The organism is Legionella dresdenensis (assembly GCF_042649825.1).
Lineage (GTDB): Bacteria > Pseudomonadota > Gammaproteobacteria > Legionellales > Legionellaceae > Legionella_C > Legionella_C dresdenensis.
Genome location: NZ_JBHSAB010000014.1, coordinates 14,442 through 30,803, shown reverse-complemented (window position 1 = coordinate 30,803; position 16,362 = coordinate 14,442). Strand labels below are relative to the sequence as shown.

Here is a 16,362-nt window from a genome sequence, read left to right as displayed (position 1 = left end):
TTAAATGTAGTGGTCAAGTAAATTTACACTATTGCCCATAAGTGAGTAAGGTATATAATACTTCTTAATTTAATTAAGAAAATTCAAGAAGAAGTAATGTCCAAACCAAATGACTGGCATTTTGCCCGCCCCCTATTAGCTAAAAAATATTTAGATCTTTTTGAAATCGGCTTAACTTCTGCCCGCGGCTTATTTGCGAGACGGCGAATGGGGAAAACTGAATTTCTAAAAAAAGATTTTATACCAGCCGCTGAGAAGGCAGGTTATTTGGTTGTTTATATCAGCCTTTGGGAGCTGGAGATGGATCCGGCTACGGCATTTGTTGCTGAATTTTACAAAGTATTAGAGCCTAAAGGTTTTTCACGAATTTGGGCAAGCTTAAATAAACCAATCACGATTAAGCGGCTTAAAGCATCTGGAAAAATCCCAGGGATTGGCGAAGGCCAGCTAGAAGCTGACTTATCTGACTCAAAGCGTATAGCTGGAATATTATTAATGGAAGCAATGAATGCCTATGATCAAAAAAAATATAAATTAGTTTTGGTTATTGATGAAGCTCAAGTCCTTGCTTATGAAGAAAATGCGTCGTTTGCCCATGCGCTACGGGCTGCCTTGGATGTAAGAAAAGAAAGCATTAAAGTCATTTTTGCGGGAAGTTCTGAAAATACATTACGAAGGATGTTTGGGGTTGCTTCTGAGCCTTTTTATAATTGGGCACCGTTAGAACCCTTCGAATTATTAGGCAACGATTTTGTTGAGGCAATGGTCAATAGAGTCAATAACATATCTAAATTCCCCCTTAAGTTAGATGAAGCATTGCAGGCTTTTGAACAACTTAAAAATACCCCAGAGTTTCTCAGGCGATACATCGAATATTATTTAAGTAACCCAGAACAAGGTTCTTCATCTGCCTTAGCTTATACCAAAGAAAAGGTCTTTAGTGATAAGCATTTTAAACGGCAGTGGGATGCTTTGCTTCCGGCCGATAAAGTGATTTTATCAATGATAGCGGATGGTGTTAGCGACTTACATGGTCAATCGGCCCTGAAAAAGATAGGTGAGTCTCTTGGGATTGGTAATAATGTCAATAAAAACACGGCTCAAAATGCGTTAAGACGTTTATCCAATAAAAATTTAATAACGAAAGTTAATTATGGAATTTATCAATTTGAGGATGAAGCGTTTGAAGACTGGGTTAAGCATTTAGACAATGATAGTGACTAAAATATACATTTGATAATTAGGGTACACCAAAGAGGGAAGAGGAAAAAGTGGCGGATCAAGAACTATTCTTGCCTATAAAGCTAATGATAAAATAATTTGGCTACATTTGTTCTCAAAAAATGAAAAAGGTAACATTACTGCAGGTGAACTAAAAAAAATTAAAATCATTGTCCGCTATTTTGCTAAACCTTTCTGAACTTGATATTCAGAGAATGATAACTATTGGCGAGCTGTGGGAGGTAGATAAAAATGTCTAATTTACAAGATACCATTAATTCGATTGCCGAAGGATTACACCGGGCTGAGCTTATTGATAAAAAAACATTGCGGCAATTGACCGTTAATGACTTACCAGAATTGATAGAGTACACAGGTGAAGAAATTCAGGAACTACGTAAACGACAAAAAGTAAGCCAAGCTGTTTTTGCCAAGTACCTTAATGTAAGCGCAGCCATGGTTCGTAGTCTGGAACAAGGTAAGCGTCATGCCCATGGGGCTATTTTGAAATTACTCAATATTGCTGATCGACACGGAATTGAAGCATTAATTTAACATTGGCTGGTGCTGGACAATACTGAAAAATTATCAGAGGCTATTGCTGCTGCAGAAGATGAGGAAATCTAGTGGTAACTATATTAGAAATAAGTTTGATAAGTGGATTAACCAGACTTAAATTTAATACGGCTTTTACTCAGCTAAGCGACATCGTTGCGCTTGTCTCAAACCTTTCCACCTCATTATAAAAGGTATCTGTAATCGCTTGAATTAAGAAAGGAATGTTTTTAACGATTTCCTCCATATTTCCCTGGTTTTCTTTTGCAACAGCACTATGTGCTGCTACACATGAAGCCAGCTCTAATAATAATGGTTTAGGATTGAGAGGTGTATTTGCAGCTGTCTGATAATGTGAGTGGTGGTATAAGTATGTAAGGCAATTTTCTAAATTTGCTAATACTTCATCAGGAATTTTCAGGGTTTCAACATAGAAACAGCATGAATTAAAAGTTAAAGTGAGCTCAGAGGCCTCATTAATACTCATGGAAAACATATGTTTCTGTAGACACGAATTCTCTTCTTTACAAAAAGTGGATGATAGGCTAACTAATTTGCCAATAGGGTTAAATCCAACGAGCAAATCAGCATGAAAATCTTTCGGATTGTAATTTGATATGCATAAAACGCCATTAAATGCTGTATATTGTCTAATTTCACTACTAGAAAAGCCATTGGGATAAAATCTGAACATAAATAAAGCCCCATATTTTCAAACAAAGTGTATCCTATCAATCCAATATGTTAAAAGCAATTCTGCTGTATGTAACTCATATCTATCACTTTTTGTTCCATTAATTTGTTCCAGACAGCAATTTCTGAATTCCATCCAGCCCCAGTTGACGTAGACAGGCGATATTATTATCCGGGATAGCTGATGTGTCGCCATAGTAGGCAATAGCTTTATCCAGGCTTGCTTCGCGTAAAAGGTGCAGCATGGGGAAAGGAGAGCGGTTGGTGTAATTTGCAGGATCGTCAGGAGCGCTATCTGCAAAACAATAATCAGGGTGAAAAGTGGCTAGTTGGTAAACGCCTTCATAATTATTCAAATGTAAATGGGATTCAGCCAAATCAGCAAAATCCAGGTAATCATAAAAATCACTGACGAAAGAGGGAAAAACCAGCAATGTCGTTTCAATATCTGCTGTTTCATCCAATAATTTTGCTTCTGTAATCACGGCGTCCAGTGCCGGTTCAATTTCGGTTGCGTCACAGACCTGAATACGTATCGTATTGCGATCCATTTCCCGGCGGGCAAAAGGACATAGATTTAATTTAATTACAAAAGAAGCGACCCAGTTACGGGTCTGTTGTTCAATCGTCACGTGCAGGTACCTTACTTTATTTGGAGCGGCGATCATACCGTTCTTTTAGCTAAACCAAAAGTCTGCCAGCGGCGTGTCGCGGTAATGAGACAAGTGTTTTTGAAAAAAGTTCCATGCCTGATCTTTTTTCTTTAATGCAAGCAGGCAAGCCAGACAGGTTTGAGTATACAGTTCAGTCTGTGCGTCGCTGCCACCCATTTCAGGGCAACGTGTAATAATCGGCTCAAGCAAATCGCAGGCAGTCTGAAAATCATGGTTAACGTAACTGACAATAGCCTGACAGGCAGGCAAAATAACCGATAACCATAAATCACGCTGATAACCGGGCGTCATCTGTTCTGCGCCGTTGTATATAGCCTTCAGGACTGGTTCGGCGGTTGAGGTTCTTGCCAGGCAATAAACAAAATGGGTAGTATTAAAGCCAGTAACCAGTTGTAAAGGATTGTCGCCCAGTTTTGCCGCAATTTTATTTAGCAGTTCATTTTGCGGCAGTCCCGCCATATCCATACGCCACAATAATGCAATCGCGTCCACCTGTTCTACCGGTAACTCAGGCAACGTGCCAGAAATAGCGCTAAAAAGATCGAGTATGGTATGTTCATCACGCAGCGCAAGATAAAAAAGCGCCAAATGCCAGTGATTATGTCCACGCATTAACGAATGAATAGCATCCCAAGTGGGTTGTAATGTGCGTAAACAGCGGATTCCCTCTTCAATCTGATTACTTCTTAGATGAGCGTGAGCCAGGGTGTGATGAGCCCAGGGCGTCATTTTTTCCATAGCGATTGCCTGCTCCGCAAGCTTCTTGGCTTGGGGCAGTAGGTCACAAAGCTCATAGGCAAAAGAGTGCATGGCAATAAAATGCGGGTTATCCTGATTAACTAAAGCAATCTGATCACACAACGCCAGATAATCTTTGGCGCGATAAGCTTGACCCGCACAATAAAAAATCCACTCGGCCAGTTTCGCTGCCATGATATCGCGAGGATAAAGGGCGGTTAAGCCGGTAAAAATGGTGATTGCAGCGTTATAATCAAAGCGATACCAGGCTTTTACTGCCTCGAAAGTCATTTTTTCCCGTAAATTGCCTTTGCCAAGTAATTTTTCCGCGGCAAGCAAGTGAGGCTCTGCCAGTTGCCGGAGTTCAAGCTGTTGAGCATACAGATAAAATACCGCGCTATAGGTTTGTAATAACAAATTATCCGGATGGTTTTGTACCTGCTCCAGAATGAGTTGCCCTGATTGGCCAGAAGCAAGAATTTGCTCCTGAAAATGGTTAATACTATCGATAACTGCTGATGAGTTTGTGGTAACAGCAAGGCCGCGATTGTTTTCCATAGAGTTCTCAAACTGACATTCTTAGTTTTAAGTATAAGCATAGACAATCACAGTTATGAAATCAGTATAGAGAGAGCTGTTAAATTTTATCCATGCATGCGTGACTATACGCGCGAAAAAAACCTTGATTACGCTTTGCTGCATCAAGGCTACTCTCTGTTTAGTCGACAAAGCCTACCCGGGAAAGGGCGCTATTACTTTTCTGTAGTTTGACAACCGGGATGGCAAGAAATATTAGCAGCAGCCAATAGGCGATTAATGCGTGTTGGGGAATATGAGCATAACAGACGGCATTGTATGTGGTGGCGATACTGGCTGCGCAGAACAGCCATAAGGGCCTTTGAGCTAACAGCAAAGCATAACCGGCCATAATAATAGCGGCGAACGCAACCCCGCCAAGGACATCAGTTAAATTATGATAGCCAAAATGAATAAGCCCTAGCGCGATACCAGACAGCAAAAAGCCAATAATAATCCTGAGCAGACGGTTGTTTATCTGCCAGGCCAGCCAGCCATAAAGTACCGTACTCAGCTGCATGTGACCACTGGGAAAAGCGAAGCCGGTTAATGTCGGGTTAAGCGGAATATGAAAGACATTTTTCAGCGCGACATTCATTGTGATGCTGAACAGGGTTAGGCAGGCTAAACTGTAAAATAGCCGGTACCTGAATGTCAGTCCAATCAGTACCAGCGTAATTATGAAAGGAAAATTGCTGAAAAAAAGAAAAAATTCTGCCAATGTATCGTTGTTCATAGCAAACCAGTCTTTAATTTCTCTCGATCATAACATAATAAATAAAGAAATGAGTTATACTATAAAGACTACCAAAATGGAGATTTAATTGTGAAAAATGAGCAAACTTTGCTGATCGATGCAGTAGATAAAAAAACTCAGGAAAGTATTTTATTACTTAATGCGAAGCTCAGAAAATTACTTGAAGAAATTAACCTGAAAAAAGACGAAGCCGCGAGCGGCGATCCGGAACGCGCCAGCCAGTTAGAATCGCTTATCAGTGAAATTGCTATGGCAATCGGCGGTATTGAAGGCATTGTTAATGTGGTTGTAAGCGAGGATTTAAGCCTGAACGAATTCATTGAGCTAAACCAGGCCGAGCTTGAAGAGTTCCGCAATATGATCCTGGAAGGCAACAAGAAAATTGCCCAGCTGGAAGAGAAATTTGCTGAGCTATAAAGTATATTAACAGCAGGTTGAGAGCATGAAAAAGCAATACGATGTAGGACAGTAAAGCCCGACACTCCTTAGGACAAGCTCTAAAACAAAGCCTTAACCTGCTGATCAATAAGCGCCAATTGCCGCGTTGTTTCCAATCCCAGCGTTATCGCTTCCTGAGTCGCCTTGGCAATCAATTTATGGTTGGTTGAAAACGAAGTGCGATCGCCGACAATTGCAAGTATAGCGCCAGCCAGAATGTTTGTTTTAAGCCGATATCCCATCAATGAACACAGGGTAAATAATTGCGCACACTCCATTTCAGAAGCAAGGACGCCAGCCTGGCGCATGGAATTCATATACTGTTCATTTTCAGGCAAAAGGGATAACTGATATTCTCTGGCGTAGAGTGAGCTTTTGGAATGAACAAGTCCGAAGTAATTTTTTAATTCCGGCTGCTGGTTCGCTGCCCGTCCTGCGGCAATAACATATTCAAGGGACGCCATAGCAGGATATTCCGGATAAATGTAGTCCCAGGATGCTTTATCATCACGCACAGCGCCAGTCGCCGTTACGACTTGCCCGGCTTTAATCTGATTTGGCTGCAGAGAACCGGCTGTGCCAATGCGTAATAGCCGCCGCGCGCCTGATAAAATCAATTCATTAATAATGATATCCGCACTTGCACCGCCCATTCCGGTAGAAATGCTGGCAACATCAATCGTCTGCCCGGACATGGCTAGCGTGCCAAGATAAAGATTATGCTGGCGCGGATGGTGTTTAACTACGGCATTATTAAAGTGTTCACTGATATTTCGCGCCCGCTCGTCAGAACCGGCAAGGATCACATAACGTCCAACGCCATTATTCCCAGCCATATCCTCATTTGTGATGTTAATATGCTGAGGTATTATTTTGGTCATCGTTTCTCCACAGTCCTTTTGGAAATACTTATATATTGAAGTTAGTAATAATAGAGAGAAAAATCAAGAAATTACCTGGGCAGGTTGGGTCGTTTCGAGCCTGCAATTCATCACTCAAGGGTGAAAATGTCTGATAGATGCAATCGTCAAATCAATAATTTGTAATGACTGATCTTCCGTAGCATTAATCTGACTGATGTCTTTGACCAAATCCAGTAAAAAATTGGCAACTTCATGGTCTGCCAGCGGGCTATGGTAGAGTTCAGCCGCACGGGTGAATATATAATGCATCAGCGTTTTACTGATTGCTATATCCTGAACAGGTGCCGTATCGGGAGCAGGGTTGTCGCCAAATAACAACCATCCCGGCGATATATCCAATCGCTTGGCAATTTCCGCCAGTTTTGCCGGTTCAGGGATGGCCTCACCGCGCAGATAACGCCGGCAAATCTGTACAGAATGACCTGTGATTTCGGCAAGTTTATGAATACAGACTCCGGATGTTGAACGTTCCGAATGCAAACCGGCATCAAGCATGGCATCCCGCAGGCGCTGAGCGAATTGTCTGGTCAAATCAATTTTTTCCATAGAGGTAATATACTAGTGGCTGAATAGCATTCCCGCTAGTTTATCAAACAAGTACATTCGTTGCAAATTTCAAACGTTTGGAAACTTTTGGTTTCCTTTAGAAATTAATTGTTGACTATAAGGGGATCTGTTATATAATGCCCACGAAACCCACGGAAAGTTTCAAGAAAGTCCAAAAAGCAAATGCTGGATATGCTGCAGTAAGAGCGCATCCTGGCCAGAAAAAAAAGGAAGCAGTGGTTGAACCATAGCCTCCAATCTCGTAGTGTAAAGGCTTGAAGTAATCCATTCAGGCCTTTTTTTATTGAACTTGTTTACTTGCGATGTTTTTTCCCACCTTTATCTTGTTTATTGACAGTTCGCCACGCTCTTTCTTCAGATTCTTTTTTAGAGACACCCTTTTTTTCATAAGATTCTTCGATATGCTGAGCCTGACGTTTTTGTTTGTCTGTATAACTTGATTTATCACCTCGTGGCATGATTCTCTCCTGGGACGTGGTTGAACTTTAATTATACACTATTGTACTACTCTATTTTGAACCCCTCTCCCGGAGAGGGTTGGGGCACTGCCATTAAGGATGTGTCATTCCCGCGAAGGCGGGAATCCATTTCTCAAGTTGGCACCTTACCTTGTTTGAGGGATGGATCCCCGCCTTCGCGGGGATGACAAATTTTCTTAACTTAATAACAATCAGGGTTGGGGAGGGGGAAATAGTTTTTTATTTTTCTAACGCCCTTAAAGCCTCATGAAAATTACCGAAAAAATTTTCTTTTCCAACCAATTCAATAATTCCCGCTCTTGCCAGCTTCATAGTGACCGGCTCATTAGCCCCTGAAAGCATGACATTAACGCCGCGCTTTTGCAGATCCACAATTGCCTCTTCAAGCGCATTCAGGCCTGTGATGTCAATAAAAGGCACCCATTTTAACCGGATAATTAACTGCTTGGGATCAGTATGGGTATTTGCGAGTGCATGCTCAAAATTTTCTATCGCCCCAAAAAAGAATGGCCCCTCAACAGTAAATACCAAAACATCAGGCGGCAGGGTAACAGGTTCCTGATTGGGAAACTCCTGCATAATCTCCTGAGCGGTGGCTTGTCTGATTTCAACACTCGTGGCCATCTTGCGCAGGAAATTAAGCATTGCCAGAATTACCCCGATGTTTACTGCTACAACCAGATCAGCGAAAACGGTCAAGATAAAGGTAATTAATAAAATCGCTACGTCTGCCTTGGGCGCCCGCTGTACCATCTTGATAAAGTGTTTTGCCTCACTCATATTCCAGGCGACAACGAACAGAATTGCAGCCAGTACGGCCAGTGGGATGTGGGCAGCCAAGGGTGCAAGCAACAGGAGAATTATCAGCAGGGTAATCGAATGAACAATGCCTGACAGTGGGCTTGTCCCGCCATTACGGATATTGGTCGCTGTACGGGCAATCGCACCGGTCGCGGCAAAACCGCCAAATAAAGGCGTCAGGATATTGGCAAGCCCCTGGCCTATCAATTCCTGATTGGAATCATGACGGGTTCCCGCCATGCCATCTGCAACAACAGCTGATAACAACGATTCAATAGCTCCCAGCATGGCAATAGTAAAAGCAGGTCCTATTAATTCAATAACTCTTGCAACACTTAGTTCGGGAATCGTAAATTTCGGCAGGCTTTGTGGAATGCCGCCAAATGCGGTTCCAATGGTCTTCACGCCTTTAAACTGAAAAAATACCTGAAGCACCGTTGCTGCAACCAACGCGACAAGAGGGCCTGGAACGCGCTTGAAACCGGGAATTCTGGCACTGAAAATGACCGCCAACAGCGAAAATAAAGCTAGTAAAGTAGTTGTCAGATGAAGCTGGGGTAAAGCCTGAATCAGATGAAACAATTTGGTATAAAAATGCTGGCCCGAGATCTCCGGCAGACCAAAAAAATCTTTCCACTGGCCTACCCAGATGACCACGCCAATTCCTGAGGTAAAGCCTACAATGACCGGGTCAGGAATAAATTTAATAATAGAGCCCATTCTGGTAATGCCGAGAAATAGTAGAATGAGGCCGGCCATTAAGGTTGCGATCTGTAAACCATCAATACCATATTGTACGGTTATAGCCGCTAATACAACGATAAAAGCCCCGGTTGGCCCGGCAATCTGGAGCCTGCTGCCGCCAAATACTGACACGATAAATCCTGCTACGATTGCAGTATATAAACCCTGTTCCGGTTTTGCGCCAGAGGCAATTGCAAATGCCATAGACAGCGGCAAGGCAACAACACCTACAATCACCCCGGAAATGATATTACGTAGCCAGTATTGACGTTGTAACAGTCCTGCCTGTTTAGCTTCCCACAATGCGAGCATAAATGACATCCCGTGTTTACTGCTAAATGGACACATTATACGGTGTCGATACATTCGTTAACAACATACCTCTTTAAAAACTTAATAAAAAGTTATTGCTTTGTGTAGTTCGGTTTTATATAATCACGCCACTCCATTATGGAGAACGAATTTCAGGCACGTAGCTCAGTGGTAGAGCACCACCTTGACATGGTGGTGGTCGGTGGTTCGATCCCACTCGTGCCTACCAAAATTTCAAACCCTGCCAGGCAGGGTTTTCGTGTTGAATGGGCTTGTAAACGCGTAATAACCGGTAGGGAGCATACTATGCCAAACATTAAATTGCCTGATGGACAAATAAAACATTATGAGCAACCCGTGACGGTATACGATGTTGCCCATGCTATCAGCCCGGGTTTGGCCAAAGCGGCGCTGGCCGGTTCTATTGATGGCCGGATGGTTGATACCAGTTTCCGCATCGAAAACGATTGCAATTTATTAATTATTACCGACAAGCAGGAAGAAGGGCTTGAGGTGATACGCCATTCTACCGCCCATTTGCTGGCCCAGGCAGTCAAACAGCTTTTTCCATCCGCACAGGTAACAATTGGTCCTGTGATTGAAGACGGTTTTTATTACGATTTTGCGTTTGAACGCCCTTTTACGCCAGACGACCTGGAGCGTATCGAAGCCAAAATGTATGAGCTTGCCAAAGCCGATATGAAAGTGACTCGCCGCGAGTTGCCGCGTGATGAGGCGATTGCCTATTTCCGTGGCCTGGGCGAAGAATACAAGGCTAAAATTATTGCTGATATTCCCGCCGGTGAAACCCTTTCGCTCTACAAGCAAGGCGATTTTGAAGATTTATGCCGTGGTCCGCACGTGCCGTCAACCGGCCGGTTGAAAGCGTTTAAACTGACCAAGCTGGCAGGCGCCTACTGGCGCGGCGACTCCAATAATGAAATGCTGCAACGGGTATACGGTACTGCCTGGGCTGATAAAAAAGCGTTGGAAACCTACCTGCACCGAATTGAAGAAGCAGAAAAGCGGGATCACCGCAAACTGGGTAAAGCGCTTGATCTGTTTCATTTCCAGGATATCGCACCCGGTATGGTATTTTGGCATCCTAAAGGGTGGACTATTTACCAGCAACTGGAACAATACATGCGTTCGCAGCTTGCAGATTTTGGTTACCAGGAAATTCGCACTCCGCAGGTTGTTGATCGGGTGCTGTGGGAAAAGTCCGGACACTGGGCTAATTTCCGTGATGATATGTTTGTTACTGAAACAGAAAACCGCACTTATGTTGTGAAACCAATGAGTTGTCCTTGCCATGTGCAGGTTTTTAATAGCGGCTTGAAAAGTTATCGCGATCTGCCGCTGCGTTTATCTGAGTTTGGCAACTGCCATCGCTGCGAACCGTCTGGTTCTCTGCACGGTTTGATGCGAGTACGTAATATGGTGCAGGATGATGCCCATATTTTTTGTACCGAAGATGATATCCAATCTGAAGTAACCATGCTTCTTAAATTGGTTCAGTCGGTATATGCTGATTTTGGTTTCCCTGAAATTAAATACCGTCTGGCGCTGCGTCCGGAAAAACGGGTTGGTGATGATACAGTGTGGGATAAGGCTGAAGACGCACTCAAACAAGCTATGCGTAGCTGGAATATTGAGTGGGTGGATGCGCCGGGCGAAGGCGCCTTTTACGGACCTAAAATAGAATGCTCGCTGGCAGATAGCCTTGGCCGTATCTGGCAATGCGGTACTGTTCAGGTGGATTTCTCGACTCCAGAGCGGCTGGATGCCAGTTATGTTGCTGAAGACGGCAGTAAAAAAGTACCTGTGATGATTCATCGCGCCATTTTGGGATCTTTCGAGCGTTTCATGGGAATTCTGATTGAACATTATGCCGGCCGTTTCCCTTTATGGCTTGCTCCTGTTCAGGTTGCAGTATTAACCATCAGCGAAAAACAGAATGATTTTGCTGGAAAAATAACGCAAATTTTGCAAAAACAGGGGTTGCGTGCAAATTTTGACTTGAGAAATGAGAAGATTGGCTTTAAAATCCGTGAGCACACTTTACAGAAGATCCCTTATTTATTGGTAATTGGCGATAAAGAAGTTGAGTCGGGTTCAGTTGCTGTCCGTACTCGCGAAGGCCAGGATCTCGGTGTAATGAGTGTTGAGTCGGTATGCGGCCTGTTAAAGCAGGAAATTGCAAATAAAGGTCGTGTTTAAAATTATCTGGAGGAATTAACCATTACCGCACCAAATAAACGCGATAAAGATCGCGCCAGAATTAATGAGGGCATTACCGTACCTGAGGTGCGCTTGATTGACGCTGAAGGTAACCAGCTTGGGGTTGTTACCATCGGGTATGCCTTAAAAGCGGCTGAGGAGAGTGGATTCGATTTGGTTGAGATTTCAGCCAACGCCAAGCCGCCTGTATGCCGTTTAATGGACCACGGCAAGTATCTCTTTGAGATGAGGAAAAAAGAGGCGGAAGCCAAAAAGAATCAGAAAGTTACTCATGTCAAAGAATTGAAATTCCGTCCTACGACGGAAGATGGAGATTATCAGGTCAAGCTACGCAACCTGATCCGTTTCCTGAATCACGGTGATAAAGTCAAGGTAACGCTGCGGTTTCGCGGCCGCGAAATGGCACATCAGGAAATCGGTATGCGTATCATGGATCGTCTGATTCAGGATACCGCCGAATTTGCTGTTGTCGAGCAGCAGGCAAAACGTGAAGGACGCCAGTTAGTGATGATTTTATCGCCTAAGAAAAAGTAGGCAACGCAATGCGGTTGCCAGTGTTAAAGTTGCATAACGAATGCGGAGTATTTTATGCCAAAATTAAAGTCACATCGTGGAGCGGGAAAGCGCTTCCGTAAGACGGCAAGTGGTGCTATCAAGCGTCGCCGTGCTTATAGAAACCATATTCTTACCCACAAATCAACCAAGCAAAAGCGTCATTTACGTGTGTCTAACGGCACATTAAAAAGATGTGATGCGCGTCTGGCTGAGCGTATGTTGCACGGTAGTTAAGGGGAGAATAGAAAATGCCAAGAGTTAAACGTGGTGTGACGGCTAAAGCACGTCATAAGAAAATTTTAGATCAAGCCAAAGGTTATTATGGTGCCCGTAGCCGTACCTACCGTGTTGCCAAACAAGCGGTAATTAAAGCCGGTCAATATGCATACCGTGATCGCCGTCAGAAAAAACGTCAATTCCGCGCGCTTTGGATTACTCGTATCAACGCGCAGGCCCGTGAGTGCGGTTTGTCATACAGCCGTCTGATTGATGGTCTGAAAAAGGCGTCAATTGAGCTTGATAGAAAAGTATTGGCTGATATGGCTGTGCACGATAAAGTTGCATTTGCTGCAATTGCTGAACAGGCTAAAGCTGCCTTGGCTTCCTGATTCAATTATCGCGCTGATTAACAAGGAGGCATTTGCCTCCTTTTTTACGTTTGGACCAGAAATCATGCAAGATATCATCACACTGCAGCAGCAGGCTGCAACTGCCATTAAAGACGCACAAGATGTCAATACGCTTGAGGCCGTTCGTGTCGAATACCTGGGTAAAAAAGGTCATTTAACTGAAATTATGAAAAACCTTGCCCAGTTGAGCGCCGAAGAAAAACCTAAAGTCGGTCAGTTTATTAATCAGGCAAAACGCGAAATTAGCGCCTTGATTGAAGAAAAAATGCATGAACTTAAAGAATTGAAGCTGCAGGAAAAACTTGCTGCTGAACGTATTGATGTAACTTTGCCTGGCCGTAAAGTCAAACATGGTTCAAGCCATCCTGTTACACAGGTTAAACAATTTATTTGTAATTATTTCAATCGACTGGGGTTTGATATTGTTGACGGTCCGGAAGTTGAAACAGAATTTTATAATTTTGAAGCATTAAATATCCCAGGGCATCATCCTGCACGTGCCATGCATGATACCTTTTATTTCGGTGACGGACGTCTGTTACGTACACACACCTCACCTGTACAGGTAAGGACAATGGAGCAGAAAGAGCCGCCATTACGCCTTATTGCACCGGGCCGGGTATACCGCTGCGACTCTGATTTGACCCATACGCCTATGTTCCATCAGGTTGAAGGACTGATGATTGATCGCGAGGCGACTCTGACCAATCTGCGTGGTTTGCTCAGTGATTTCTTTGCGGCATTCTTCGGCCGCCAGTTGGCATTGCGTTTTCGACCATCCTATTTCCCCTTTACTGAACCTTCTGCAGAGGTGGATATCGAGTGCACCCAATGTTCTGGTCAAGGATGCCGTTCGTGTAAATTTACCGGTTGGCTGGAAGTCTTAGGTTGTGGAATGGTACACCCAAATGTATTGAAAGCAGTGAATATTTCTCCGGATGATTATCAGGGCTGGGCTTTTGGTATGGGAATGGATCGTTTGGCAATGCTCTATTTCGGCATCGATGATTTACGCATGATGTTTGAGAATGATCTGACATTTTTAAAACAATTTTAGTGCGGTTGACGGGGCGGTATTAACAATGAAAGTAAGTGAAAATTGGTTGAGGGAATGGGTAAATCCTGCGCTTGCAGGACAACAGTTGGCTGATTTACTGACTATGGCTGGGCTTGAGGTTGACTCGGTAAGTCCGGTTGCCGGGCCTTTTGAGCAGGTAATTGTCGCTGAAGTTACTGCAACCAGCGCTCATCCGCAAGCAGATAAATTAACCGTGTGTGAAGTCAATACTGGTAGCGAACGTTTACAGGTTGTATGCGGCGCTTCCAATGTTCGTGCCGGCCTTAAAGTGGCTTTAGCCAAAATCGGAGCCCAGTTGCCCGGTGGACTGGAAATCAAAGAAGCCCGGTTACGTGGTGAATTATCTCAGGGGATGTTGTGTTCGGCGACTGAGCTTGGTTTAACGGACAGCTCAGAGGGTATCCTGGAGCTTGATGAAGATGCGCCAGTTGGTATGGAGCTGCGCCAGTACTTGCTGTTAGATGATAATGTGTTCGATGTTGATCTTACGCCTAACCGCGCTGACTGTTTAAGCGTGCTCGGTATCGCGCGTGAAATTTCAGCATTAACTCATACGCCGCTTACTGCAACAGCCATTAATGCTATTTCACCGGTAATCGATGATAAAAAAACAGTCACAGTTCAGGCTGTTGAGGCGTGTCCACAATATTGCGGTCGGATAATCCGCCAGGTTAATCCCCAGGGTGTAACACCGTTATGGATGCGGGAGCGTTTACGTCGTTCGGGTGTTCGTTCAATTAATGCCATTGTTGATATTACCAATTATGTCATGCTCGAGCTTGGCCAGCCTTTGCATGCGTTTGATTTTGATACTCTTCAGGGGGGAATCACCGTCCGTTACGGCGGTAATAATGAAGAACTTGAGTTGCTGGACGGTCAGACAATAACCTTGAAAGAAAACGTATTGGTCATTGCGGATGATAACCAACCGCTTGCTCTTGCTGGTGTTATGGGTGGATTGGCAAGTGCAGTTACTGAGAAAACAACAACTATATTCCTTGAAAGCGCCTATTTTGCGCCGCCTGCAATAGCTGGTGTCGCGCGCAGTTATGGCTTATTTACTGATTCATCCCAGCGTTTTGAGCGCGGCGTTGATTCTGAACTGGCTGTCAAGGCAATTGAGCGGGCGGCAGAATTGATTCTGCAGATAGCAGGGGGGCAGGCTGGTCCTGTTACAACCGCCACTGCAGTTGAACATATGCCTGAAAAAACAGTTGTTTCATTTAAACCGGAGAAAGTCAGGCAACTGACCGGACTGGAAATTACTTCCGATGTCATGATCACCATGTTGAGCGGCCTGGGAATGACTGTGGATGCATCTGCGCCCATCTGGCAGGTACAAGTACCCAGCCATCGTTTTGATATCCGTCTCGATGTCGATTTAATTGAAGAAATCATTCGACTGTTCGGCTATGACAAAATTCCTGGTGATATCATGATCACCCAACTGCAAGCGGGCGTTATTAACCCGGTTGAACAGCTGGCAATGCGCCTTAATCAATTTTTTACCGCACGTGCTTATCATGAAACGATCAGTTATAGTTTTGTGGATCCGCAATTACAACAGGCGCTTTATCCAGACAGTGACGCATTGACATTATTAAATCCGATTTCGTCAGAGTTATCACAAATGCGAACCGGTATGTGGCCCGGATTAATTGCCTCGATGATTCACAATATTCATCGGCAACAGACCGCAATCCGCTTTTTTGAAAACGGTGTAGTGTTTGAGATGCAGCAGGGTCAACTGGTGGAGCATCCTGCGATAGCTGGTTTGCTGGCTGGTGAATGTAATGGGTTAAGCTGGAATGAAAATACCCGTAAGTACGATTTTTACGATGCCAAAGGTGATTTACAAGCGCTTTTCCATGCCTTGAAACTGGAGCAGGTTGAATTTGTCAGCCAGTCTCATCCTGCGCTGCACCCTGGAAAATCGGCACAGATTCTGGTTGCTGGCCAATTTGCCGGTTGGTGCGGCGTGCTGCATCCCCGCATTGCGGAGATGCTGGATTTAACGGATGAGGTTGTGCTTTTTGAGCTGCGTATGAAGAGCCTGCTTGAACAGCCAAATCTGCGTTATCAACCAATCTCCCGCTTCCCGCAAATCAGGCGTGATTTGTCTTTCCTGGTTGACAATACTGTCAGTTTTGCCCAAATTGAGCAAGCGGTTCGTTCTGTTGTGGTGCCGGAGTGGTTGAAATCGTTTGAAGTATTCGATGTTTATACCGGCGTTAATATTCCTGATGGCAGGAAAAGCCTGGCGGTGGCGCTTACTTTACAAGATGCCAGACGCACATTAATTGACAATGAGATCAATGACGTAATTAGTGCTATAATCAAAGTACTGGAAGAACAGTTTTCCATAACATTGAGGGAATAAT

The 16,362-nt window shown here is 44.0% G+C and carries 17 protein-coding genes, 1 tRNA gene and 1 pseudogene; 11 read left to right on the top strand and 8 right to left on the bottom strand.

Annotated elements, in window-relative coordinates:
- The first annotated feature begins 96 nt into the window (after window positions 1–96).
- From ACFORL_RS06965 to ACFORL_RS06955, 3 genes and pseudogenes are all read left to right on the top strand, one after another.
- Complete coding sequence (locus ACFORL_RS06965; protein ID WP_382342447.1) at window positions 97–1,224, top strand: hypothetical protein; 1,128 nt, start codon at window positions 97–99, stop codon at window positions 1,222–1,224.
- Window positions 1,225–1,264: 40 nt separating this feature from the next.
- Window positions 1,265–1,420, top strand: a pseudogene (locus tag ACFORL_RS06960) (type II toxin-antitoxin system RelE/ParE family toxin); the annotation flags it as partial.
- Between the two features lie 53 nt (window positions 1,421–1,473).
- Complete coding sequence (locus ACFORL_RS06955) at window positions 1,474–1,776, top strand: helix-turn-helix domain-containing protein (protein WP_382342445.1); 303 nt, start codon at window positions 1,474–1,476, stop codon at window positions 1,774–1,776.
- A 139-nt stretch (window positions 1,777–1,915) separates the two neighbouring features.
- On the opposite strand, the gene ACFORL_RS06950 is transcribed toward ACFORL_RS06955, so the two are convergent.
- The 4 genes from ACFORL_RS06950 to ACFORL_RS06935 all read right to left on the bottom strand — a co-directional run bounded on the left by ACFORL_RS06950 (window position 1,916) and on the right by ACFORL_RS06935 (window position 5,193).
- Window positions 1,916–2,470: a hypothetical protein gene (locus ACFORL_RS06950; RefSeq protein ID WP_382342443.1), complete on the bottom strand. Its 555-nt coding sequence runs from the start codon at window positions 2,468–2,470 to the stop codon at window positions 1,916–1,918.
- 100 nt (window positions 2,471–2,570) lie between these two features.
- Complete coding sequence (locus ACFORL_RS06945) at window positions 2,571–3,137, bottom strand: DUF1415 domain-containing protein (RefSeq protein WP_382342442.1); 567 nt, start codon at window positions 3,135–3,137, stop codon at window positions 2,571–2,573.
- A gap of 9 nt (window positions 3,138–3,146) precedes the next feature.
- Window positions 3,147–4,439 carry a tetratricopeptide repeat protein gene (locus tag ACFORL_RS06940; protein WP_382342440.1) on the bottom strand — a complete coding sequence of 431 codons (1,293 nt, stop codon included), beginning with the start codon at window positions 4,437–4,439 and terminating at the stop codon, window positions 3,147–3,149.
- A gap of 160 nt (window positions 4,440–4,599) precedes the next feature.
- The gene (locus ACFORL_RS06935) at window positions 4,600–5,193 is read right to left on the bottom strand and encodes a phosphatase PAP2 family protein (RefSeq protein WP_382342438.1); all 594 of its coding nucleotides are present in this window, start codon (window positions 5,191–5,193) and stop codon (window positions 4,600–4,602) included.
- A gap of 90 nt (window positions 5,194–5,283) precedes the next feature.
- On the opposite strand from ACFORL_RS06935, the gene ACFORL_RS06930 reads away from it, so the two are divergent.
- Entirely contained in the window at window positions 5,284–5,631 is a 348-nt protein-coding gene (locus ACFORL_RS06930; protein ID WP_382342436.1) for a hypothetical protein, read from the top strand.
- A gap of 80 nt (window positions 5,632–5,711) precedes the next feature.
- Here the strand turns inward: ACFORL_RS06930 and ACFORL_RS06925 are convergent, their stop codons facing one another.
- The 4 genes from ACFORL_RS06925 to ACFORL_RS06910 form a co-directional block, all read right to left on the bottom strand.
- The gene (locus ACFORL_RS06925) at window positions 5,712–6,533 is read right to left on the bottom strand and encodes a nucleoside phosphorylase (protein ID WP_382342434.1); all 822 of its coding nucleotides are present in this window, start codon (window positions 6,531–6,533) and stop codon (window positions 5,712–5,714) included.
- A 114-nt stretch (window positions 6,534–6,647) separates the two neighbouring features.
- Window positions 6,648–7,121, bottom strand: a complete 474-nt coding sequence (locus ACFORL_RS06920; protein ID WP_382342432.1) for a helix-turn-helix domain-containing protein — start codon at window positions 7,119–7,121, stop codon at window positions 6,648–6,650.
- A 314-nt stretch (window positions 7,122–7,435) separates the two neighbouring features.
- Window positions 7,436–7,600, bottom strand: coding sequence for a hypothetical protein (locus tag ACFORL_RS06915; RefSeq protein WP_382342430.1), 165 nt, complete (start codon window positions 7,598–7,600; stop codon window positions 7,436–7,438).
- Window positions 7,601–7,840: 240 nt separating this feature from the next.
- A complete protein-coding gene (locus ACFORL_RS06910) occupies window positions 7,841–9,478 on the bottom strand; it encodes a SulP family inorganic anion transporter (RefSeq protein WP_382342429.1) in 1,638 nt (545 codons plus the stop codon).
- Between the two features lie 154 nt (window positions 9,479–9,632).
- Between ACFORL_RS06910 and ACFORL_RS06905 the strand changes: the two genes are divergently transcribed.
- The 7 genes from ACFORL_RS06905 (at window position 9,633) to pheT (ending at window position 16,361) form a co-directional block, all read left to right on the top strand.
- Window positions 9,633–9,707 (top strand) — tRNA-Val (locus tag ACFORL_RS06905).
- 77 nt (window positions 9,708–9,784) lie between these two features.
- A complete protein-coding gene (gene thrS / locus ACFORL_RS06900) occupies window positions 9,785–11,698 on the top strand; it encodes a threonine--tRNA ligase (protein ID WP_382342427.1) in 1,914 nt (637 codons plus the stop codon).
- 21 nt (window positions 11,699–11,719) lie between these two features.
- Window positions 11,720–12,253 carry a translation initiation factor IF-3 gene (gene infC / locus ACFORL_RS06895; protein WP_382342689.1) on the top strand — a complete coding sequence of 178 codons (534 nt, stop codon included), beginning with the start codon at window positions 11,720–11,722 and terminating at the stop codon, window positions 12,251–12,253.
- Between the two features lie 54 nt (window positions 12,254–12,307).
- A complete protein-coding gene (gene rpmI, locus ACFORL_RS06890) occupies window positions 12,308–12,508 on the top strand; it encodes a 50S ribosomal protein L35 (RefSeq protein ID WP_382342425.1) in 201 nt (66 codons plus the stop codon).
- A 14-nt stretch (window positions 12,509–12,522) separates the two neighbouring features.
- The gene (rplT, locus tag ACFORL_RS06885) at window positions 12,523–12,882 is read left to right on the top strand and encodes a 50S ribosomal protein L20 (protein ID WP_382342423.1); all 360 of its coding nucleotides are present in this window, start codon (window positions 12,523–12,525) and stop codon (window positions 12,880–12,882) included.
- A 64-nt stretch (window positions 12,883–12,946) separates the two neighbouring features.
- Entirely contained in the window at window positions 12,947–13,960 is a 1,014-nt protein-coding gene (gene pheS, locus ACFORL_RS06880; protein WP_382342421.1) for a phenylalanine--tRNA ligase subunit alpha, read from the top strand.
- 25 nt (window positions 13,961–13,985) lie between these two features.
- Window positions 13,986–16,361, top strand: coding sequence for a phenylalanine--tRNA ligase subunit beta (gene pheT / locus ACFORL_RS06875; protein WP_382342418.1), 2,376 nt, complete (start codon window positions 13,986–13,988; stop codon window positions 16,359–16,361).
- Window position 16,362 lies beyond the last annotated feature (1 nt).